Source organism: Marinomonas lutimaris, assembly GCF_019426345.1.
GTDB lineage: Bacteria > Pseudomonadota > Gammaproteobacteria > Pseudomonadales > Marinomonadaceae > Marinomonas > Marinomonas lutimaris.
On sequence record NZ_JAHLLW010000007.1, the window covers coordinates 24,945 to 47,535 of the forward strand.

General features: G+C 43.3%; 23 protein-coding genes. 19 read left to right on the plus strand and 4 right to left on the minus strand.

Annotated features, from left to right (window positions below; genetic code table 11):
• Positions 1-36: 36 nt before the first annotated feature.
• The 4 genes from KPL72_RS09895 to KPL72_RS09910 all read left to right on the plus strand — a co-directional run bounded on the left by KPL72_RS09895 (position 37) and on the right by KPL72_RS09910 (position 2,711).
• Positions 37-867: a mechanosensitive ion channel family protein gene (locus tag KPL72_RS09895; RefSeq protein WP_212916473.1), complete on the plus strand. Its 831-nt coding sequence runs from the start codon at positions 37-39 to the stop codon at positions 865-867.
• A gap of 117 nt (positions 868-984) precedes the next feature.
• Positions 985-1,488, plus strand: coding sequence for a transcription elongation factor GreB (gene greB / locus KPL72_RS09900; RefSeq protein ID WP_219702616.1), 504 nt, complete (start codon positions 985-987; stop codon positions 1,486-1,488).
• Between the two features lie 2 nt (positions 1,489-1,490).
• Positions 1,491-2,354: a DUF72 domain-containing protein gene (locus tag KPL72_RS09905; RefSeq protein ID WP_219702617.1), complete on the plus strand. Its 864-nt coding sequence runs from the start codon at positions 1,491-1,493 to the stop codon at positions 2,352-2,354.
• A 48-nt stretch (positions 2,355-2,402) separates the two neighbouring features.
• Positions 2,403-2,711: a YqfO family protein gene (locus KPL72_RS09910; protein ID WP_219702618.1), complete on the plus strand. Its 309-nt coding sequence runs from the start codon at positions 2,403-2,405 to the stop codon at positions 2,709-2,711.
• Here KPL72_RS09910 and KPL72_RS09915 read toward each other — a convergent pair.
• The 3 genes from KPL72_RS09915 to KPL72_RS09925 form a co-directional block, all read right to left on the minus strand.
• Complete coding sequence (locus tag KPL72_RS09915) at positions 2,692-3,237, minus strand: NUDIX hydrolase (protein ID WP_219702619.1); 546 nt, start codon at positions 3,235-3,237, stop codon at positions 2,692-2,694. The two genes, KPL72_RS09910 and KPL72_RS09915, sit on opposite strands and share 20 nt — an antisense overlap.
• 9 nt (positions 3,238-3,246) lie before the next feature.
• Positions 3,247-4,503, minus strand: a complete 1,257-nt coding sequence (locus KPL72_RS09920; protein ID WP_212916465.1) for an HlyC/CorC family transporter — start codon at positions 4,501-4,503, stop codon at positions 3,247-3,249.
• Positions 4,504-4,586: 83 nt separating this feature from the next.
• The gene (locus KPL72_RS09925; protein WP_212916464.1) at positions 4,587-5,354 is read right to left on the minus strand and encodes a cytochrome C assembly family protein; all 768 of its coding nucleotides are present in this window, start codon (positions 5,352-5,354) and stop codon (positions 4,587-4,589) included.
• A gap of 129 nt (positions 5,355-5,483) precedes the next feature.
• Between KPL72_RS09925 and ffh the strand changes: the two genes are divergently transcribed.
• The 10 genes from ffh to KPL72_RS09975 all read left to right on the plus strand — a co-directional run bounded on the left by ffh (position 5,484) and on the right by KPL72_RS09975 (position 14,808).
• On the plus strand, positions 5,484-6,869 hold the full coding sequence (gene ffh, locus KPL72_RS09930) for a signal recognition particle protein (protein WP_219702620.1): 1,386 nt from the start codon (positions 5,484-5,486) through the stop codon (positions 6,867-6,869).
• 178 nt (positions 6,870-7,047) lie between these two features.
• Entirely contained in the window at positions 7,048-7,296 is a 249-nt protein-coding gene (gene rpsP / locus KPL72_RS09935) for a 30S ribosomal protein S16 (RefSeq protein ID WP_012071436.1), read from the plus strand.
• A gap of 15 nt (positions 7,297-7,311) precedes the next feature.
• Positions 7,312-7,857 (plus strand): ribosome maturation factor RimM, encoded by a 546-nt coding sequence (gene rimM, locus KPL72_RS09940; RefSeq protein WP_212916462.1) that lies wholly within the window; start codon positions 7,312-7,314, stop codon positions 7,855-7,857.
• Between the two features lie 22 nt (positions 7,858-7,879).
• On the plus strand, positions 7,880-8,632 hold the full coding sequence (gene trmD, locus KPL72_RS09945) for a tRNA (guanosine(37)-N1)-methyltransferase TrmD (RefSeq protein WP_219702621.1): 753 nt from the start codon (positions 7,880-7,882) through the stop codon (positions 8,630-8,632).
• 69 nt (positions 8,633-8,701) lie between these two features.
• On the plus strand, positions 8,702-9,064 hold the full coding sequence (gene rplS, locus KPL72_RS09950) for a 50S ribosomal protein L19 (RefSeq protein WP_012071433.1): 363 nt from the start codon (positions 8,702-8,704) through the stop codon (positions 9,062-9,064).
• A gap of 104 nt (positions 9,065-9,168) precedes the next feature.
• Positions 9,169-9,885, plus strand: a complete 717-nt coding sequence (locus KPL72_RS09955) for a thioredoxin fold domain-containing protein (RefSeq protein ID WP_212916461.1) — start codon at positions 9,169-9,171, stop codon at positions 9,883-9,885.
• 162 nt (positions 9,886-10,047) lie between these two features.
• A complete protein-coding gene (locus tag KPL72_RS09960; protein ID WP_212916460.1) occupies positions 10,048-11,349 on the plus strand; it encodes a homoserine dehydrogenase in 1,302 nt (433 codons plus the stop codon).
• A gap of 12 nt (positions 11,350-11,361) precedes the next feature.
• Positions 11,362-12,747 (plus strand): threonine synthase, encoded by a 1,386-nt coding sequence (gene thrC, locus KPL72_RS09965; protein ID WP_219702622.1) that lies wholly within the window; start codon positions 11,362-11,364, stop codon positions 12,745-12,747.
• An 85-nt stretch (positions 12,748-12,832) separates the two neighbouring features.
• Positions 12,833-13,552: a 16S rRNA (uracil(1498)-N(3))-methyltransferase gene (locus tag KPL72_RS09970; protein ID WP_219702623.1), complete on the plus strand. Its 720-nt coding sequence runs from the start codon at positions 12,833-12,835 to the stop codon at positions 13,550-13,552.
• Positions 13,553-13,704: 152 nt separating this feature from the next.
• A complete protein-coding gene (locus tag KPL72_RS09975) occupies positions 13,705-14,808 on the plus strand; it encodes a GGDEF domain-containing protein (protein ID WP_219702624.1) in 1,104 nt (367 codons plus the stop codon).
• A 128-nt stretch (positions 14,809-14,936) separates the two neighbouring features.
• Here KPL72_RS09975 and KPL72_RS09980 read toward each other — a convergent pair whose 3' ends face one another.
• Entirely contained in the window at positions 14,937-16,169 is a 1,233-nt protein-coding gene (locus tag KPL72_RS09980; RefSeq protein ID WP_212916456.1) for a sugar MFS transporter, read from the minus strand.
• A 363-nt stretch (positions 16,170-16,532) separates the two neighbouring features.
• Between KPL72_RS09980 and recJ the strand changes: the two genes are divergently transcribed.
• The 5 genes from recJ (at position 16,533) to KPL72_RS10005 (ending at position 22,563) form a co-directional block, all read left to right on the plus strand.
• Entirely contained in the window at positions 16,533-18,257 is a 1,725-nt protein-coding gene (gene recJ / locus KPL72_RS09985) for a single-stranded-DNA-specific exonuclease RecJ (RefSeq protein ID WP_219702625.1), read from the plus strand.
• Between the two features lie 135 nt (positions 18,258-18,392).
• Positions 18,393-19,235 (plus strand): bifunctional methylenetetrahydrofolate dehydrogenase/methenyltetrahydrofolate cyclohydrolase FolD, encoded by an 843-nt coding sequence (gene folD / locus KPL72_RS09990; RefSeq protein WP_219702626.1) that lies wholly within the window; start codon positions 18,393-18,395, stop codon positions 19,233-19,235.
• Between the two features lie 124 nt (positions 19,236-19,359).
• The gene (locus KPL72_RS09995) at positions 19,360-19,950 is read left to right on the plus strand and encodes a UPF0149 family protein (protein WP_212916453.1); all 591 of its coding nucleotides are present in this window, start codon (positions 19,360-19,362) and stop codon (positions 19,948-19,950) included.
• A 69-nt stretch (positions 19,951-20,019) separates the two neighbouring features.
• Positions 20,020-21,327 carry an aminopeptidase P N-terminal domain-containing protein gene (locus KPL72_RS10000; protein ID WP_219702627.1) on the plus strand — a complete coding sequence of 436 codons (1,308 nt, stop codon included), beginning with the start codon at positions 20,020-20,022 and terminating at the stop codon, positions 21,325-21,327.
• Between the two features lie 30 nt (positions 21,328-21,357).
• Positions 21,358-22,563 (plus strand): UbiH/UbiF/VisC/COQ6 family ubiquinone biosynthesis hydroxylase, encoded by a 1,206-nt coding sequence (locus tag KPL72_RS10005; protein WP_219702628.1) that lies wholly within the window; start codon positions 21,358-21,360, stop codon positions 22,561-22,563.
• Positions 22,564-22,591 lie beyond the last annotated feature (28 nt).

A 22,591-nucleotide genomic window follows, 5' to 3' on the forward strand; every position in this document is an offset into this window, starting at 1 on the left:
TTTATTTTAAAATGGAAGAGCATAGGGTTTAAGTATATGAATGAAATAGAGGCGTTATTTGATCAAGGCTCTGAGTTGATGCCTTGGTTAGCAGACAGTGTTATTAATTTGGTGGTTGGTCTAGTTGTTTTCTTTGTTGGTAAGTTTATTGCCTCTAAAGTTTCTCACTGGTGTGAGAATCGAATGCTTAAAGCTTCCGTTGATAAGGCTGTTGCAGGTTTCGCATCGAGCATTTTATATGCTTTGATGTTTGCTGGCGTAGCTTTGATGGCACTGGGGCAAATCGGAGTAGAGACGACATCCTTTATAGCTATTCTTGGTGCGGCAGGTTTGGCTGTTGGTCTTGCCTTGCAAGGATCTTTGTCTAACTTTGCATCAGGTGTACTGATAATCTTATTGCGTCCATTTCGTTCGGGTGACTTTATCGATGCCGGCGGTCAGATGGGAACGGTTAACCGTATCGAATTATTTCATACACACCTTAAAACGCCTGATAACCGAGTCATTATCGTGCCAAACTCTTCTGTGATGAATGGTTCTATTGTGAACTTTTCTCGTGAGGCTACTCGTCGTTTAGATCTTGTTATTGGTATTAGTTACGACGCTGATATTCGCTTGGCGAAACAGATCATGGAAGAGATTGTTAATGCTGACGAACGTATTTTAAAAGATCCTAAATGTTTAATCGCGGTTTCTGAATTGGCTGATAGCTCAGTAAACTTCTTCCTGCGTCCTTGGGTTGCAGCGGGGGATTACTGGACGGTGCGAGCGGACCTTTTGGAAAAAATCAAATACACCTTTGATGAGCGTGGTGTTGGTATTCCATACCCTCAAATGGATGTTCACGTTCATAAACAAGAATCGTAAGCTTAGATAGCTTTCGCTTCTTGTCGCTGTAATATGTGAAATGCCGCCAAGCAACAGCTGGCGGCATTTTTGTTTTTACTATCTTTCGTTTTTTAATAACTAAAAAGGCTGCTAATAATGAGTCGATATCGTCCTCCTTCGCCACCAAAGTCCGCTTATATTACTTATGAAGGTGCGCAAGCTTTGTTGGCTGAGCTTAAATATTTGTGGAAAGAAAAGCGTCCAGCGGTGACTGAAACAGTTAGAGAAGCTGCGGCCCAAGGAGATCGTTCGGAGAATGCGGAATATATATATGGTAAAAAACAGCTTCGTGAGATAGATCGTCGTGTGCGTTATTTGGAAAAACGTTTGGATGTTTGTACTGTGGTGGATCGTCTTCCTGCAGATAAAACGAGAGTCTTTTTTGGGGCTTGGGTGACGTTAGAAGACGAAGAGGGCGAGCTGCGTACACATCGTATTGTTGGTCCAGATGAGCTAGATCATGACCCAGCTTACATCAGTATTGATTCACCAGTGGCGAAAGCCTTGTTGAAAAAACAAGAAGATGATGAGGTGGCTATTCGTCTGGCCGCTGGGGAAAAAGTCTACATTATCGATACGATTGAATACCGACAAGTTTAGTCATGATGATTCATTACGGCATGGCACAATGGCAGCATCCGGCTTGGGTAAACTGGCTTTATCCTGCTTCACTTCCTACTGCAGGGCGAATTGGCCGATATTCGGAAGTATTTTCGACAGTTGAAGTGGGGAGTACTTTTTATACTAAAGTGGATGATGCTCAGCTATTGCGTTGGTATGAGTCTGTAAATGAGTATTTTAAGTTCAGTTTTAAGGCACCACAAACCGTTACTCATCGATTGTTAGAGCGTCCTTGGCGCGATGTTCGGCAGGATTGGGTAGCTTTTATGCTTTCGTTGCAGCCCTTGCAAGCTAAGCTCGGTCCAACCATGTTACAGTTTCCTGCTATATGCGATGAGCGTGCTTTGGGCACTATTTTAGCTTTGTGTGACATGTGGTCGTTAGCTACGCCTTTGTCTGTTGAAGTGCGTAATCTTGCTTATTTTGATAAGTCTCAAACAGAGCGACGTTTTCTAACCGAATTGTCTGGTAGAAAAGTGAATCGTGTGGTGATGGATTCTAGACCAGTTTTTTCTACGGAAGCGTATTGCGAAAGCTTGGTTGATGCTCAGAAGAAAAAGCCGAGAGTGCCTTGTCATCCCGTAGCTACTGCGAATCATCCAGTAGTGCGTTTTATTGGTCATCCTGATTTACCGCGTAATGAGATATGGCTTGATCAGTGGTCGGCGAAACTGTCGCAATGGCTATCAGAAGGGCTCACGCCAAGTGTGTTTGTGCATTCGTCGGATAATATTGCTGCACCAACTCTAGCGGCACAATTAGATGAAAAAGTTCGCTCGCTAACGCCCAATTACCAGAGTGCTTTGGTTCTTCCGCAAAGTCAGGAGCAAGTTAGCCTTTGGTGAGTTTAAAGAGTTGATTTCTCGTTTTTTTTCAGATCGTTGGAAAATATTATGTATTCATTAGTGTTTTACGTGCCTGAATCTCATTTAGAGTCTGTTAAACAGGCTGTGTTTTCGGCTGGGGCAGGTTCAATGGGAAACTATGACTCTTGCTGTTGGCAAGTAAAGGGGCAAGGGCAGTTTAGACCAACAAAAGGAGCAACGCCCTTTCTTGGTCAGGTCGATGAATTAGAGTCGGTTGATGAGTATCGTGTTGAAATGGTAGTGGGTGATGACGTTAAAGCGAGTGTCTTAGCGGCTTTGTTGTTGGCGCACCCCTATGAAGAGGTGGCCTACCACTTTATTCCGATACAGTGTTGAAATGAATGGTGTCTTCGTGAAAACCATATTGACCTTTTTTATGATCTTCGATGAAAAGCTCTATGGTCTTAGTGACGCTACTAAAAGCCAGTTCATCCCAAGGGATTTCATCAAGATCAAATAAGGCAACTTCTGAGCTTTCTTCTGTGGCATGAAAGTCATCTTTTTCTAATTCTGCGATATAGAAAAGGTGAACTTGATTGATTCTAGGGATGCTGATCATGCTAAAAGCTTGTTTGCATATGGCTGTTGATCCGCTTTCCTCTAATGTTTCTCTTAAAGCGCCTTCGCTCGTGGTTTCTTGGTTTTCCATGAAACCAGCAGGCAAAGTCCAGAAACCTAAACGCGGCTCAATATTTCTTCGACATAGTAATATTTTGCCGTCGTAAAGAGGGATGGTTCCGGTAATCAATCTAGGATTATCATAATCGATAAACTCGCAACTTGGGCAAACCGCACGTAGCCGATTATCCCCAGCAGGGATGGTCATATTAACGGCGTGACCGCATTGCGGGCAATATCTCATGATGTTTCCTTAACGTTTCAGCTGAAGCTTGGCGTATTTAACGACTTTATCTTCGATTTCTTGGATTTCGATCATGTAATGTCCAACCCATAAGCTAATTGGGTGCTCAGGGATGAATTCCAATGTTTCGATGATAAGGCCGTTTAGTGTTTTTGGTCCGTCTGTTGGTAAGTGCCAATCAAGCGTTTTATTGATTTCTCGAATGTGTGTCGAACCTTCGATTCTAAAAGAGCCGTCATCAAGAGTTTGAATTTCTTCTTCTTCGTCTTGGGTTGGCGGAGTGAATTCGCCCACAATTTCTTCAAGCACGTCTTCTAGAGCCGCAATGCCTTGAACGTCGCCATACTCATCGACCACGATACCCATTTGCTGATGGTCTTTTTGAAAGTTCAGCAATACAGTGTTTAGGGATGTGCTCTCTGGGATGAAATAAGGTTCAACCGTTGCTTTTAAAAGTGCTGCTTTTGATGGTGTCGGGTCGCGTAAAAAGACCGCCGCATGGCGAGCATGAAGAATACCGATGACTTTATTGATCTCACCATTATAAACTGGCATACGAGTGTGTCTGCTTTGGCAAATCTGTTCGATAATTTCTTCAATAGTGTCTTCAATGTCGATACCAATGACTTCATTTCGAGGGATCATGATGTCTTCGACAGAGACTTTTTCTAAATCAAGGATTGAAATGAGCATCTCTTGGTGAGCAGCAGGAATTAAGCCGCTTGCTTCATTTACCACGGTTCTTAGCTCTTCGGAGTCAAGTGTGTCGTGGTTTTTTTGAGAAGCATGAACGCCTATTAGACGTAGCAATCCGTTGGATAAACCATTTACCACCCAAACAAGTGGGTAAAGAACTTTTAATAGAATGGCGAGAATCCAGGATGCTGGAAAGGCTATTTTTTCTGGATGTATTGCAGCCAGTGTTTTGGGTGTTACCTCTGCGAAAATCAGTACTACCATGGTCAATGCAGCAGTGGCTATGGCCACACCTGCATCGCCCCAGAGGCGCACAGCAATGATGGTTGCTATCGCTGAGGCAAGGATATTGACAAAGTTGTTTCCGATTAAGATGACGCCGATAAGTCTATCGGGGCGTTCTAAAAGAGAGTTTACCTTGATTGCTGATCGGTTCTTGCTTTTAACAAGGTGTTTGAGTCGATACTTGTTGATCGACAGCATCCCTGTTTCGGAACTCGAAAAGAAAGCAGAAAGTAAAATAAGACAAAAAAGTATTCCACCAAGAACACCTAAGGGTACTTCGTTCAAAAAGGGATCGCCTCAATTATGTAGATAAATGGATTATTGGTTCTTAAGATCGGACTGTCAAACATACTTTACGCCATTGTCGATTAATGGCGTAAAATTTGTAGTGCTATTTGGCTGCCAAAGTAGCCTAGCATGAGTAGGAAAAAACCACTCAACGTCAGCTTTACCGCTAGTTGCCCGCGCCATCCAGCTATATGTCTGCCAAGTAATAATCCTGCAAATACAAACCAAGAAGCAATTGTGAAAAATGTTTTATGGACTAGATGCTGAGCAAACATATCTTCAATGAAGTAAAAGCCAGTCGCTATTGTGACCGTTAGTAGGATGAAGGCTGCCCAGATGAATTCAAACATCAAGCGTTCTAGAACTTGTAGTGGTGGTACTCTAAGTAGTTGCTTTAGTTTGTGGTTTTTGAGCTGATATTCTTGCATAGCAAGCAAAATACCAACGCCGCAAGCTGCTGTGAATAAGCTATAAGCAACAGAAGCGATAAGAATATGAGCGCTAGTGCCCCAAGAATTGCTGTGCAGTTGGGTTAGGTTCCACGGCTCGATGGCATTTAATACGATAATAATCGCGCCAAGAGGGAATGCGGCACCGAGTAATAGTGACAAATCTTTGTCGCGGTTGCTGAACCAAAGCAGGCTATTACCAATTAAGGCAATGAGCAGTCCAATGGTTAAAAAGTTAAAGCCGTCTCTATTCAGTAATACTTGTGAGAGAGAGAAGGTGTGTATAGCAATCGTAATTGCCCCAATATACTGGGTGGAGCGATTTTCTGGACGCAGGTAATACGCTGTGCCAGCAATCAAACAAGCGATACAAGCAAGCCAAAGCGATAATTGAGTCATGAAACTAAAGGTTCCGCAGGGTAAAGGTATAGGGTGATAATCATTTATCCGTTATAATAGAGACAATTTCACCTTGGATAAACTGAAACCGTAGGTTTTTTCCATTTAGAGCCAAAATTTGAGGGCAATATGTTCGACAATTTATCGAATCGCTTAACTTCCTCGCTTGATCGTATTCGAGGTCGAGCTAAATTAACTGAAGACAACATACAAGAAGTGTTGCGTGAAGTGCGTATGGCGCTTCTCGAGGCTGACGTTGCTTTGCCTGTTGTTAAAGACTTTATTGCTGCAGTAAAAGAGCGTGCAATAGGGACGGAGGTTTCCAAAAGTTTGAGTCCTGGTCAAGTATTCCTGAAGATCGTTAAGCAGGAACTTGAGAATGTCATGGGGCAGGCTAACGATGGCCTTAATCTTCGTGCAGCCCGCCCAGCAGTAATCTTATTAGCTGGTTTGCAAGGTGCTGGTAAAACCACATCTGCGGCTAAACTAGCAAAATACTTAAAAGAGCGAGAGAAAAAATCGGTGTCGGTTGTTAGTGCTGACGTTTATCGTCCAGCGGCTATTAAACAGCTTGAAACATTGGCGGGTGAAGTGGGAGTAGATTTCATCCCAAGTGACTTGTCACAAAAGCCGATTGATATTGTTAATAACGCTATCGATTACGCTAAAAAAGCCCATAAAGATGTGTTGATTGTCGATACGGCAGGTCGTTTGTCGATTGATGAAGACATGATGGCAGAGATTAAAGCTCTGCATGCCGCTGTCAATCCTATTGAAACTTTATTCGTTGTGGATGCCATGACGGGCCAAGATGCGGCGAATACGGCAAAAGCCTTTGGTGATGTGTTGCCGCTTACTGGCGTTATCTTAACTAAGACTGATGGTGATGCTCGAGGTGGTGCAGCGTTATCTGTTCGCCATATCACGGGTAAGCCGATTAAGTTCTTAGGTGTGGGTGAGAAAACCGATGCACTAGAACCTTTCCATCCTGATCGTTTGGCGTCTCGTATTCTTGGTATGGGCGATATGCTTTCCTTAATAGAGGAAGCAGAGCAAAAGATTGACAAAGAGAAAGCCGAAAAACTTGCGGGTAAGCTGAAAAAAGGCAAAGGCTTTGATTTAGAAGATTTCAAAGAGCAGCTTCAGCAGATGAAAAGCATGGGTGGCATGAGCTCCATGCTAGATAAGCTTCCAGGTATGGGCGGGCAGCTAGGCAATATCCAAGATAAAGTGAACGACAAAATGTTTGTTCAAATGGAAGCCTTGATTAATTCCATGACACCAGCTGAACGTCATAATCCAGATGTTATTAATGGCTCTCGTAAAAAACGTATCTCAACAGGTGCTGGCTTACAAATTCAAGATTTGAATCGTCTTCTAAAGCAGCATAAACAAATGCAGAAGATGATGAAGAAGATGACCGCTAAAGGCGGGATGAAGAAAATGATGCGTGGTTTAGGTGGAATGATGCCGGGTGGTGGTATGCCTGGCGGCGGAAATTTCCCTAAATTTTAAGCGTATCTTCTTGTTTTTACTAACGGCAGTTAAAAAACTGCCGTTTTTAATGTCTGGGTGAGTAATTCGCCCTTTTGTTTTTCTAGTTAATCGACTAGAATATGCCGCCTTCTTGTTGTATGAGTCAAAAATTCGACTCGGCAAGGGGTGTTTCGTTAAGCAATAAGGAACCAATCATATGGTAACTATTCGTCTTTCTCGTGGTGGCTCTAAAAAGCGCCCATTCTATCATTTGAACGTGGCTGATAGCCGTCGTGCACGTGATGGTCGTTATATCGAGCGTTTGGGTTTCTTTAACCCTGTTGCTCGTGGTCAAGAAGAACGTCTACGCATCGATCTAGATCGCGTAAATCATTGGGTTAGCCAAGGCGCTCAACTTTCTGACCGTGCTGCGCAGCTTGTAAAAGATGCTAGCAAAAACGCTTAATACTGAGGTAATGCTATGTCTGAGTTAAAACAAGCGGCCGCTCCTGAGCAAGCCCTTGTGGTTGGACGCATTACATCGGTATATGGTGTTAAAGGGTGGGTGAAGTTATATTCGCACACCGACCCAATGCAAGGGATCTTAGATTACAAGCATTGGTGGTTGAAAACTCCTAGTGGGTGGAAGATCGTTGAATTGAGCCAAGGCCGTCTGCAAGGGCGAGGTTTGGTAGCATCGGTAAAAGGTTATACCGACAGGGATCAAGTAAAAGATATCTGTGGTATGGACGTTTATATAGATGCAGCAGAACTGCCAGATTTGGAAGAAGGTGATTATTACTGGAGCCAACTGGAAGGACTGAGGGTTATTACCAAAGAGGGTGTCCTCTTAGGGAAGGTTTCTCAACTTATGGAAACTGGTGCGAATGATGTAATTGTTGTCCGCGCGTGTGAAGGTAGCTTTGATCGTGAAGAGCGATTGATTCCTTATGCTCCAGGAACTTATGTTTTAAACATCGATTTAGAACAGCAGGAAATGGTAGTGGACTGGGATCCAGAATTTTAAACAGATAAGCTGAGGTCACAACGTGAAGGTTAGCGTTATATCGCTCTTTCCGGAGATGTTTCAGGCCATTACTCAATATGGAGTAACAGGCAGAGCCATTAAGTCAGGGTTAATTGAGGTGGATTTTTTTAATCCCCGTGATTTTACCAATGACAAACATAAGACTGTAGATGATCGACCTTACGGTGGTGGTCCAGGGATGCTGATGAAAGTTCAGCCTCTCAAAGATGCCATTGCGAGTGCCAAGTTATCGGTGCCCAATGCAAAAGTTATTTATCTATCCCCTCAAGGGCGTACGCTAACGCAAGAAGGCGTGCAACAGCTTGCTAAACAAGCAGAATTTATTCTGGTAGCAGGCCGTTATGAAGGCGTTGATGAGCGTTTGATTCAATCTGAGATTGATGAAGAGTGGTCAATTGGCGACTTTGTCCTAAGCGGTGGTGAGTTGCCGGCAATGGTGCTCATGGATGCTGTATTTCGTATGGTTCCAGGAGTATTAGGAAAGCAGGCATCTGCGGATGAAGATTCATTCTCTGATGGTTTGTTGGACTGCCCGCATTATACTCGCCCAGAAGTACTAAATGGTGAACCTGTGCCATCGGTGCTGCTTAGTGGCAACCACGAGGAGATTAGACGCTGGCGTTTAAAGCAAAAGCTCGCAAGAACTTTTCAGCGCCGGCCAGACCTTCTGCAGAACCTTGAGTTGGACAAGGAACAGCAGTTGCTGTTAGAAGAGTTTATTCGCGAAACTGAAGATTCAACCTCGGCAGAGTAGGAATTGCGAGCTTATCAGAAAGAAGAACCTTCATGCTGATAAGAAACCATATCATTAGGAGTCACATCCATGAGTAATAAAACTAAACTGATTCAGCAGATTGAAGCTGAACAAATGACAAAAGAAGTCCCAGCCTTCGGTCCTGGTGACACTATTGTTGTTCAAGTTAAAGTTAAAGAAGGTTCACGCGAGCGTCTACAGGCCTATGAAGGTATTGTAATCTCTAAGCGTAACCGTGGTCTTAACTCAGCATTTACCGTTCGTAAAATTTCTAGCGGTATTGGTGTTGAGCGTGCTTTCCAAACGTACAGCCCTTTGGTTGAAAGCATCGAAGTTAAACGCCGCGGTGACGTGCGTCAAGCTAAGATCTACTACCTACGCGAGCGTTCTGGTAAATCTGCACGTATCAAAGAAAAATTGGCTAAACGTTAATTTTTTCTTATTAAAAAAAGGCGACGTAAGTCGCCTTTTTTTATGGAACTAACCCCCTCACGTATGGCCTAATAGAGACTATTTACATGTCTTTGAGGTTATCCATGAAGCGTTTTTTTCGATTATTATCTCGTGTTACCGCAATAAGTATTTTGTTTTCTATTGCAAGTTTAGTGTTTGCTGATCAATCTGCAGTTCTATCTGCTGTCCAAAAAGCTTTGCCTCAATACGAAGTTGAAAGTGCTGAGTTGCATCAAGGTGCAGGTCTGTATGTTGTTGTCTTGAAAAACGGCCCAACGTTACATGTTACTCAAGATGGAAAATATTTCGTCGCGGGTGATCTCTATCAGATAAACGACACAACGCTTGTTAACGAAACAGAAAAAGCAAAACTTGCCAAAATTGAAACACTGCCAGAATCGCAAATGATCGTCTACAAAGCAAAGGACGAGAAAGCGCATATCACCGTATTTACCGATGTTGATTGTGGTTACTGCCGAATGCTCCATAAAGAAGTGCCAAAACTTAATGAGGCGGGTGTTACTGTGCGCTATTTGGCTTATCCAAGAGCCGGTATTGGCTCAGAAGCTTATACTAAAATGGTCAGTATTTGGTGTTCAGCAGATCCTAAAGAGTGGCTTACGCAAGCAAAATTAGGCGCTGAAATTCCTGAAAACAAATGTGTTAACCCAGTTGCAGAACAGTATAAACTAGGCAACGAAGTGGGTGTGCGTGGTACGCCAAGTATAGTGCTAGGTAACGGTGAGTTTTTACCAGGATATTTACCAGCGGCTGAGCTGGTTAAACACCTTGGGTTATAGTCTTATCGCGAAATATTCCACTAAACATGAGTCTTCTTCAGCCTTTTCTACGTTGGGTTTGAATAATACTGGCGTTATAATGAGTCAACTTGTTACTTAGCCTGTATTTTATAAAGGGTTAAGTAACCTATAAAAATTAAATTATCTCTGTGGGGTATTGTTTTGAAACCGGTAAAAGTCGGAATTTGTGGACTGGGGACAGTGGGGTCCGGTAGTTTTAACATTCTTCGTAATAATGCGGAAGAGATTACACGACGTGTGGGTCGCAGTATTGTTATTGAGCAAGTAGGTGCCCGTCGTGATAACGACGCTTGTGATACCTCCGGTATCAATGTTACCCGTGATATTTTTGATGTGGTCAATAATCCAGAGATCGATATTGTTCTTGAGTTGATTGGCGGAACTTCTGTTGCGAAAGAGCTGGTTCTTACTGCCATAGAAAATGGCAAACATGTTGTGACCGCAAACAAAGCGCTCATTGCTGAGCACGGCAACGAAATTTTTGCTAAGGCTCAAGAGAAAGGCGTCATCGTTGCTTTTGAAGCAGCAGTTGCTGGCGGTATTCCCATTATTAAACAGCTTCGTGAAGGTTTGTCTGCCAACCGAATTGAGTGGTTAGCAGGTATTATTAACGGCACGGGTAATTTTATTTTGACCGAAATGAGTCAGAAAGGCCGTGAGTTTGAAGATGTGTTAGCGGAAGCCCAAGAACTTGGTTATGCCGAAGCTGATCCTACCTTTGATATTGAAGGTATTGATGCGGCACATAAACTAACAATTCTTGCATCCATTGCATTCGGTATTCCATTGCAATTCGAAAAAACCTATACCGAAGGTATCAGCCGAATTACTTCTGAAGATGTGGCGTTTGCTGACGATCTTGGTTACGCCATCAAGCATTTGGGTATCGCTCGCCGTTCCAAGGCGGGTATTGAATTGCGAGTTCATCCAACCTTGATTTCTCATAAGCAGCTATTGGCGAATGTAAATGGCGTGATGAACGCTATTATGGTGCAAGGCGATGTTGTTGGGCCGACTTTGACTTATGGCGCAGGTGCTGGTGCATTGCCAACAGGCTCTTCTGTTATCGCGGATGTGATTGATGTTGCTCGTACTTTGACTGCAGATCCAACCAATAGAGTGCCTCACTTGGCGTTCCAGGCTGACTCTTTATCTCATGTGAAAATTTTACCAGTAGAAGAAATTGAATGTGGTTTTTTCCTTAACATGACCATTAAAGACCGTGCTGGTGTTCTTGCGAATATCACACAAATCTTATCGACTAATGATATTAGCATAGAGTCTCTTATTCAGCGTGAGCGCGAAGGTAGCGAATTGGTGCCACTAGTTGTGATGACTCATGATGTTAAAGAACGCAATATGAATGCTGCTATTGCGGCGATTGAAGCCTTGCCGGATGTTGCTGGAACAGTGCAGCGAATCCGTGTTGAAAACTTGGCGTAAGAGAGAACAAATATGAAATACATTTCTACTCGTGGTAAAGCGCCAGCGCTTTCTTTTGGTGATGTGTTATTGGCTGGTTTGGCAAATGATGGTGGCTTGTATGTGCCAGAAACCTTACCCCATTACAGTAAAGAAGAGATCGCTTCTTGGGCGAATCTTAGCTATCAAGAGCTGGCTTTTAAAGTAATGTGGCCTTTTGTGGAAGGTGACATTCCTGCTGACGCTTTTAAAACTATGATTAATGATGCTTACGCTGGTTTTAATCATACTGCTATTGCGCCTATGGTTCAGGTTGGTAACAACGAATGGATCCTTGAATTATTTCGTGGTCCGACCTTGGCGTTTAAAGATTTTGCGTTACAGTTACTTGGTCGTTTGATGGATTATGTTCTGTCTGAACGCAAAGAGAAACTGGTTATCCTTGGTGCGACATCGGGTGATACTGGTTCGGCAGCGATTGAAGGTTGCCGCGATTCAGAGCATCTAAATATTTTTATCTTGCACCCATATCAACGAGTATCTGAAGTACAGCGTCGCCAAATGACAACTGTTATCGATGACAATGTATTTAACATCGCAGTGAAAGGGAATTTTGATGATTGCCAAGGCATGGTGAAGTCCAGCTTTGCTGATCAGTCTTTCTTAAAAGGTGCTAAGTTAGGTGCGGTTAACTCGATTAACTGGGCCCGTATTGTGGCTCAGATTGTTTACTATTTTTCTTCGGCTTTGTCTGTTGGCGCACCGCATCGTAAGGTGTCGTTCTCTGTGCCAACCGGTAACTTTGGTGATATCTTTGCCGGTTATTTAGCGAAAAAAATGGGTTTGCCAATTGATCAGCTTGTGGTTGCTACCAACCAGAACGATATTTTGCATCGTGTCATTGCAGAGAACGATATGAGTCGTCAGTCTTTGAATGTTACCTTGTCTCCGAGTATGGATATCATGGTTTCAAGTAACTTTGAGCGTTTGTTGTTTGATGCCCATGGTCGTGATGGCGCTGCAATTGATGATTTGATGGCACGTTTTAACAAGGGCGATGTGTCGTTAAATGATCAAGCTTGGTCTTTTGTAAAAGAGAACTTTGATAGCTATAAAGTCGATGACAAGAAAACCTGCGAAGTGATTGCTGATGTGTTTTCTAAGACTCAATACCTTCTTGATCCGCACACGGCGATTGGCCTTGAAGCGGCTCGTTATTGCTGGAAAGATCAGTCTGTACCAATGATTACCTTGGCAACAGCGCATCCAGTGAAGTTTCCTGAAGCTGTCGAGAAAGCTGGCTGCGAAACGCCTGTATTACCTGAACACATGAAAGATCTTTTCGAGAGAGAAGAATCTTATGAAGTGTTAGATAACAGCTTGAGCGATGTTCAGGCGTTTGTTGCTGGTAAGATTTAGCTACAAATAATTCAGTAAGACTAATAATAACGGCCAATCAAAGATTGGCCGTTTCTTTTTCCCCTCATACTTTTGCGCTCTTCATATGAATATCATATTACTCGATCCTAAAAATACACTTGGTGATGGCCTATATGGGCTGACGTTGCGCCAACAAGCACACATTTCAAAAGTAATTAAAGCCCAGCAGGGGGATGTTCTGCGAGTAGGGATTTTAAATGGAAAGATAGGAGAGGGTATTTATGAGCCTCCGAGTGATAATCAGCTTGGCTACATTCATTCGCTAAATCTTTCTGCGTTGCCGCCAGAGCCTCTGCCCATGGTATTGGTTATGGCTTTGCCAAGACCAAATATGCTGAAACGAACCTTGCAAAATATCACCGCAATGGGAGTGAAGGATTTATACCTAATTCATTCGGCCAAAGTAGAAAAAAGCTACTGGCAAAGTCCTGTTTTGCAAACCGAATCTATTCAACAATGTTTGTTAGAAGGTCTAGAGCAAGCTAAAGATACTGTGATGCCAAACTGGTCTTTAATTCCTCGGTTTCGTCCTTTTGTAGAAGATCAGTTGCCAGATGTTTTAAAAGGCAAAATGGGACTGCTTGCACACCCTTATTTGGCTAAACGCTGTCCTGTAGATATTCAACAGCCTTGTGTTTTGGCTCTTGGGCCTGAAGGTGGATGGAATGAATTTGAGGTGAGTAAATGGCATGAAGCTGGAATGGAATCGGTACATTTAGGGGATAGAATCCTAAAAGTTGAAACCGTTGTGCCTGTTTTGTTATCACGTTTGTATCCAGCCTAGATAGCTAAGTATATGAATTGTTGTATTTTGTAATCACAGGAGGTTATGAGAGGAGCTATTTTAAGCTTTGGTGTAGGATTGTGTGTATTGGGGAGTTTACTATTATATTCCCCGCCATATACGACTTAGAGATGCTGGGTCGGAGAATATGCATGACAAAATACGCACATAAATCAAAGTTTGATAATAAAAAAAATAAAGCTAAAGCTTCTTGGCTGACCTTTTTCTATGTCGGTAATACTGATGATGTATTTTCCGAAAATATCCGTCGGGTTTTCATTATTAACCTTTTCGCCTCTGTCGGTGTACTTTTCACTTTACCATTAGGTATTGTGTCGCTCATTGAAGGGAAAGCTGTCCTTGGTTCTGCTTTGATATTGATTGCATTTTTATATGCAATGAATCACATCTATTTACGTCATACACACAACCATGCTTTGTCTGGAAATTTTGTCATTTACCCTTTATATGCCTTGATGATTTACCTTGTTTATACCGGAGGAGTGAAGGGAACAGGGCATGTTTGGATATATTGTATTCCTGCCGTGTCTTTATTTTTGAATGGTATGAAGAGAGGGATGATTGAGCTTGGCTTTTTTACTCTTGCCTTAATTATTACTATGTATTTTACGAATAGCCATTTTGCCGAATTTGGTTATGACCCGGCGTTAAAGACGAGAATTCTATTTTCCTTTATTGTCGTGGTGTTTCTTTCTGGCATTTATGAATACTCGATGTCTCGGTTTAACCAAGAATTAAAGGAAACCTCGGCCAAACTTAAACTAGTCGCTTATACTGATGCCTTGACTGAGCTGCTCAATCGTAGGGGGATGCTACAACGGCTCGAAACAAGTTCTTATACAAGTTTTCATCTTTTGTTGGCAGATGTCGATTTTTTTAAGAGTATTAATGATGAGTATGGTCACGATGCTGGAGATTATGCGCTTACGCAACTTGGCAAAATTATTCAAACCTCTCTTTCGGAAGGAGATTTAGCTGCTCGCTGGGGCGGTGAAGAGTTTTTGATAGCGGTTTGTGATTGCGCTGAGCCTGAAGCTTTTGCTTTGGCAGAATCTATTCGACGGCGTGTAGAAGAGTATGAGTTTGCTTATTTAGATCATAAGTTTCGTATGACAATGAGCTTTGGTGTGGCGACGATGAATGAAACAACGTCGCTTAGGGAGGCAATTACCTTAGCGGATAATCGTTTATATAGCGCCAAGCGTGCGGGACGAAATAGAACTCGTAGAAGCTAAATAATATTACCTTTGTTGATGGTACTTCATAAATAAAAAGACCCTGCTTAATTTATTAAGCAGGGTCTTTGTTTTTCTATAATACGGTAAGTGTAATTACTTGTTGTCTTATTTTTGCTATTTGGCTTTTATTGAGAGACGGGTTTAGAGCCAAAGACCCCAAAATAAGCAATATATAGGTAACAAATCACTGGCATAACAAATGAAATTTGCAGGCCAATTGAATCCGCAATAGAGCCCTGCAATACAGGTAATATAGCGCCACCAACAATAGCTAAGCATAATAGACCGGAACCACGGCTAGTTTGCGGTCCAAGATCTTTTAAGGCAAGACTGAAAATAGTTGGGAACATAATGGAGTTGAATAGACCAACTAATAAGATAGACCACATAGCAACATGACCATCATTTAATATAGCGCTAACAATCAAAGCTATAGCAGCTAGAGCATTAAATGTGAGCAAGTTACCTGCTGAGATGCGCTGCATTAATGCTGCACCAATGAAGCGTCCAACCATAGCACCACCCCAGTAATAAGCAACGTAGTGGGCAGCATCAGCTTCTGCAAGTCCCGCGATGTTTTCAAGTCCAAAAAAGTTGACCAATAAACTACCGATAGCGACTTCTGCACCAACGTACATAAAAATAGCGACAGTCCCCAATACCAAATGACGGTGTTTTAAAATACTAACGCTTGGTGCATCGGTTGTATCTTCTTCTATATTTGATGGCGTTGGAAGGCTGATACGAGTAAAAATTGCTGCTAAAAGAATCAGCAAAATCGCTAAACCGATATACGGAATAATAACGCTTTCTGCTTCTTGCGCTTTCGTCGCGTATTGTCCTGCAACTGTGAATAATAGAGCGCCACCGACAAGAGGAGCAACGGTTGTCCCTAATGCATTAAAGGCTTGAGAAAGAGTCAAACGACTTGATGCTGTTTCAGTTGGCCCCATCACTGTTACAAGAGGGTTGGCTGCCACTTGAAGAATAGTAATCCCTGCGGCCAAAACGAAAAGAGCAGTTAAGAATATGCTGTATTGCTGTGCTTTTGCTGCTGCGACAAAAAGTAGACAGCCAGCTGCTGCAATCATTAAGCCGATGCCAATGCCGCGCTGGAACCCCACTTTTTTAACCAAGTTCCCAGCAGGGATCGAGACGATAAAGTACGCGCCGAAGAAACACATTTGAATCATCATAGCTTGCGTGTAGTTAAGATCGAAAACGCCTTTCAAGTGCGGTATTAGGATGTCATTAAGTGAGGTGATAAAGCCCCACATAAAGAACAATGATGTTAAAGCGATCAAAGCAAAACGCTGGTTTGATTGTGGCTTGTCTGCCACGGAAGTGTGATTATTCATATTTTTTTCCGATGAGTTAAAGCAAGAGTTACTCAGTTTTTATCTTTAGGATGTTTATCTAAATCAAAAAAGTGCGGCATCATAGCACCGAACATCTTAACTTTCTGGTCAGGCGTCGAGGGAATAAAGCGATAGCCTGAAATATTCCTTTTTTGCGTTACTTTTGTAAGAAAACCTCACTTATTTACGTCTAATGTAACAAAGTATAATGCTTCATGATTTTGATTTTTAAGCACTTTATACTATTTTTGCTTTGTGGGATTGCGTGAACTAGCGTTTTCTTCTAGTAATAGCGAGGCGCGCGTGAGTCGTCATTTTCGTGTTATTCTTTGACTATCTGTTTATCCTGACTTTGAGATCTCTATGCGTATTGAACGCCGAGCTGTACCTGCTGAACAAAATGACTTTCCCTCGACTATGTCTGCGACTTTACAGCGCGTTTTTTTGTCTCGTGATGTGGTGTCTGTTGCTCAGCTGGATTATCGCTTACCGCATTTATTAAGACCTGATTCTTTATTTAATCTAACCACCGCAGCAAAGATATTGGCAGATGCAATTGTTGCAGGTCAGAAGATTCTGATTGTTGGCGATTTTGATGCTGATGGCGCGACCAGTACTAGTTTGGGGATTCTAGCTTTAGAGGCAATGGGAGCGATTGCTCCAGAATATTTGGTGCCAAACCGATTTGAGTTTGGCTATGGCCTGACACCGGAGATTGTTGAGGTTGCGCAAGAGCGTTCGCCTGATGTCTTAGTGACGGTGGATAACGGCATTGCCAGTATTGATGGCGTGTTAGCGGCAAAATCCTATGGCATGAAAGTAGTTGTTACCGATCACCATTTGCCCGGCGATACTCTGCCAAACGCCGACGCCATTGTGAATCCAAACCATCCAAATTGTGGTTTCCCAAGTAAAAACTTAGCTGGTGTTGGGGTGATTTTCTACGTGATGTCGGCATTAAGGGCAGAGTTGAATAGCCGGAACTGGTTTACTAAGCAGCATATACCAGAGCCGAAAATGGCGGATTATTTGGATTTAGTCGCGCTCGGAACCGTTGCAGATGTCGTGCCTTTGGATGCTAATAATCGCATTCTCGTTCAGCAAGGCATCAAGCGTATTCAAGCAGGTTTGGCTCGTCCGGGTATTCTTGCCTTATTAGAAGTAGGGCGGCGTGATCATACTCAATTGAAAGCATCAGACCTGGGTTTTGTTGTTGGCCCACGATTAAACGCGGCAGGTCGTCTAGATGATATGTCGATCGGTATTGAATGTTTGTTGGCGGTTCATCCCCATCAAGCCCGTGATTATGCGCAACAGTTGGACCAATTTAATCGAGAGCGCAAAGCCATTGAGTCTGATATGAAAGAACAGGCTGAGCTGGTGCTTGTGTCTTTACTAGATGAAGAGCAAGACATGCCAAACGGTATGTGTTTTTACGATGCGGATTGGCATCAAGGTGTGATTGGCATTTTAGCTTCGCGAATGAAAGATAAATGCCATCGTCCAGTGATTGCTTTTGCCAGAGTTGGTGAAGACGAATTAAAAGGTTCAGCTCGTTCGATCCCCGGCGTTCATATTCGTGATGCATTGGATTTATTGGCCAAGCGCTATCCGCAGTTGCTTAGCAAGTTTGGGGGGCACGCCATGGCGGCAGGCATGTCTATTAAAGAATCGCATTATGACGCTTTTCGGCTGGCATTCGATGCCATCATTACTGAATGGGTGACGCCGGAACAGCTAGAAGCAACTTTATTGACAGACGGCCCGCTGGCGCCAGAAGACTTTAGTCTGAGCTTTGCTGAGCAAGTGCGTTTATCTGGTCCATGGGGACAGATGTTCCCAGAGCCGTGTTTTGATGGTGTATTTGATATTCTGCAGCAGCGTATTGTCGGTGAAAAACATCTTAAGCTTATGGTACGCGAGCCGAGCAGTGGGCTATTGCTGGATGCGATTAGTTTTTTTGTCGATTTAGATCAATGGCCCAATGATAAAGCGACTCAAGCACGCTTGGTTTATAAGCTGGATGTGAATGAGTTTCGAGGTCAGCGTAATCTGCAGCTATTAGTGGATTATTTGGAGCCAGCATAGTGGCAAACAAATAGTAAAAAATAGAAGATTCGCTTTTTTGCCGAACAAATTGGTTTAGGCACTGCGTATCAAGGCAAAAGTTGAGGTATAATGCCGCTCCCTCATACATCACTCTAATTTTACTGGAGCTCATTCATGACTGCACTGGTTCTTGACGGCAAACTTTGCGCCAAAGAAACTGAAAATCGCCTAAAGGCTCAAGTTACTGAGCTTAAAGCGCGTACCGGTTGCACCCCTATTCTAGCAACAATATTAGTGGGTGCTGATCCAGCATCAGCCACTTATGTGAAAATGAAAGGCAATGCTTGTCGTCGCGTTGGCATGGATTCTATGGCTATTGAACTGCCTGAAAGCACAACGACAGAGCAGCTTTTAAACAAAATTAATGAGCTAAATAATAACCCTGATGTGCATGGGATTTTGCTACAACATCCCGTTCCAGTACAAGTTGATGAGCGTCTATGTTTTGACGCGATTGCTGCCCATAAAGATGTCGATGGTGTGACTTGCCTTGGCTTTGGCCGTATGGCAATGAAAGAGCCTGCTTACGGTGCAGCGACTCCAGCGGGTATTATGCGTTTGCTTGCCGCTTACGACATAGCATTAGAAGGGAAGCATGTTGTTGTGGTTGGTCGTAGCCCAATTCTTGGCAAGCCGATGGCGATGATGATGTTGAACGCTAATGCTACGGTAACAATGTGCCACTCTCGTACTCAAAACTTGTCTGAATTTGTTAAGCAAGCCGATGTGATCGTCGGCGCTGTAGGCAAACCAGAGTTAATCAAAGCGGAATGGATTAAAGACGGCGCAATTGTTGTCGATGCTGGTTACCACCCTGGTGGTATTGGTGATATTGAATTGGGACCATTGAAAGATCGTGTTGCGGCTTACACACCCGTTCCTGGTGGCGTTGGTCCAATGACAATCAATACTTTAATTCTACAAACATTAGAATCTGGCCTGAAACAACTAGGCTAATAGACTTGAAAGGTTTGTATCACTGCCCCATATTGTTGGTATGAGATCGCAATATGTGACAGAAAGCCGCGCCACTAGGTGCGGCTTCTTTTTTATAAATTGAACAGAAATAGGTAGACAGTTTATGTCCACAGAAATGTTAAAAGACGCATTGGACTTCGATTTAATCGCCGATGTTTTTGTCACAGAATCCATTACCGCGTCACCATCAGAATTACATGGCCAACTTTGTGGTTATTTGGCGTCTGGTGTGACTCTGCCATTGGAAGATTGGCTTACCATGGTTGTAGAGTTTTGTGATATCGAAGGTTGGAAAGAAGACGCTAGCCGAGCTGTAATCGTTGAGCTTTATACAGCCACACTGACTTTGTTCCAAAATGGCGAGTTTGCGCTTGTGCCGAGCATTTCCGATGAAGATGCTGAATTATGCGAAAGAGGCGTGACTTTGGCGCAATGGGCCCATGGCTTTTTGGCTGGTTATGGCTTGTCTGGGCAAAAAAATGATTTGTCTGATGAGACTAAGCAAATTCTGCGTGATTTTGCCAATATCTCTGGCATGCAAGCGGAGATGCGCGCATTAGAAGACAACAATGATAACGAAGCTGATTTAACAGAATTGGTTGAGTACGTCAGACTGTCGGCAATGATGTTGTACACTGAACATCATGATATCAATCCCGATGTAGATCATACTAAACAGAATTCCCTGCACTAGATTTTTATACTAAATCAAACTGTTATCGCTAGTGTTAAATGGAATGACAATTAACAAGAGAGACCTTCTATGAAAATCGAGACTCAAACTTACCAAGCTCGTCGTGAACGCTTGATGCAATCGTTACCTGAAAACAGTGTGGTTGTTTTGCGAACGGGTGAGTTGGCGACTCGTAACAATGATTGTGAGTATGAGTTTCGTCCGCATAGTAGCTTTTTCTACTTAACGGGATTTCCTGAACCAAGCGCCTACGCCATTATTAGTGGCCGTGGGGAAATGACCTTAGTGACTTTGCCAAAAGATCCTGAGCGTGAGCAATGGGATGGTTTTCGTTTTGGTAGTGAGGGGGCGATAGCAAATTTTGGCGCAAGTGATGCCGCTCCGCTAGAAGAGTTAGACAAGGTCGCTTTTTCTGCTCTGGATGGCGTGCAACATGTGGTGTATTTGTTTAATGATGATGTTTTACGCGAAAAAATTGCCAGCTGGCGTGATGCTATTGCCGCACGGGTCAGAGTCGGCGCTGTTGCACCAGCAAGCTTCATTGATCTTGCCCCTCAGGTTGCTGAAATGCGTTTGCACAAAGACGCAGAAGAAATTGCCATTATGGAAGCCGCTGCGCAAATCAGTGTTGAAGCGCATAAGCAAGCTATGCGATCTGTTCGTCCTGGTATGAATGAATACCAGTTAGAAGCAGAATTGAATTATGTGTTTATGAAGTCCGGTGCGCGCCAACCTGCGTATAACAATATTGTAGCTTCAGGTAGCAATGCTTGTGTTTTGCATTACATCAAAAATGACGAAGAGATCGACGAGGGCGACCTGATCTTAATTGATGCGGGGGCGGAGTTGGGGTGTTACGCTGCGGACATTACTCGTACTTTTCCTGCAACGGGTAAATTTAGTGAGCCACAAGCCGCTTTATACCAAGTTGTATTAGACGCTTACCATGCAGGTATGAAAGAGCTTAATGTGGGGACGCCTTATGAAGCTTGCCATAATGCAGCGGTGCGGACGCTGACTCAAGGTTTAGTGGCTCATGGTTTGTTAACGGGTGATGTGGATTTACTGATCGAGAGCAAGGCATACAGAGACTTTTATATGCACAATACAGGACATTGGCTAGGTCTGGATGTGCATGACTGTGGTGCTTACAAAATCGCCGGTGAATCTCGCTTATTGGAAGAAGGTATGGTGCTCACTATTGAGCCTGGCCTTTATGTTTCAGCCGATAATGAATCCGTAGATGCAAAATGGCGAGGCATAGGTATTCGTATTGAAGACGATGTGCTTATTCGTGCCGATGGCCCTTATGTTTTAACTCATGGCTTACCAAAAGAAATCGCTGACATTGAAGCTTTCATGGCTGAAAGTCGATAAAAAACACTGAGACGAGACGGAGTAAAGAAGATGGCTAAGTCGTACGATTTGATAATAGTGGGCGCTGGTATGGTTGGTGCTTTGTCTGCGATATTGTTGGCTAAATCTTCTTTGCGAATTGCCCTTGTTGATAAACATGACGGCGAATATCGTCTGTCGACTCCGCCAGCCTACGATGCTCGAGTGAGTGCTATTTCCAGCCAATCAAAGAGCTTACTTGAAAAAGCCAATGTGTGGCAGGGCATTGCCCATGACCGTATTGCCTCCTATGACAATATGGTGGTTTGGGATGGCCTTGGAGACGGTTTTATAGATTTTAATGCTCAAGCGACGGCTATGCCTGAGCTTGGTCATTTGGTGGAAAATGCCGTTTTAAATCAACAATTAATGGTACAGGTCCAACGCTTAAAAAATATCGACCTGTATTTAGGCGATACTTTAGAGTCTCATGAATTAAGTGAGTCTGGTGTAAGAGTGGAGCTAACCTCTGGGCATATGCTGGATGCGCAAGCCATTATTGCTGCAGATGGCGCTATGTCCAAACTGCGTAGCGAGAATGCTTTTGATACGGTTGAGTGGGACTATGGTCATCATGCGATCGTAACGACTATCGAAATAGCGCAATCCCATGAAAATACTGCTTGGCAGAGTTTGGGTGAAGAAGGCATTTTGGCATTTCTTCCACTTCCTTCAGTCAATCAAAAACATTTTGTGTCCATTGTTTGGTCCGTACCGCCAAAAGAAGCTGAATCTCTGATGGCGCTTGATGAAGATGCTTTTTGTCGTCGTTTGCATTACGCAATGAACAAACGATTTGATGTTTTGGGGCTCACTCAAGTTCGTCAAGCGATCCCATTGAGACAGCGTCATGCCAAGCAATATGTAAAATCCGGATTGGCATTGGTTGGTGATGCCGCACACACGATTCACCCTTTAGCTGGACAGGGGGCAAACTTAGGTTTTGGTGATGTAAAAGCATTAGTAGAAGTGCTAGAAAAAGCCTATCGACGTGGCGAGCATCTTGGGGCTAGTAAAGTATTGCGCCGTTACCAGCGTGCTCGTATGCTAGATAACATTGCTATGGCCGCAGGTATGGAATCCTTTAAACGTCTATTTTCGACGCAACAACCTCTTGTTGTTCAGCTAAGAAATATCGGTATGAAGCAATTTAATCAAGGTGAGTCTTTGAAGAAAAAATTGGTTGCCCGAGCAGCAGGTTTGTCGTCTTTTTCTTAATATGAGCTCTTTTTTGGCTATTGCTATT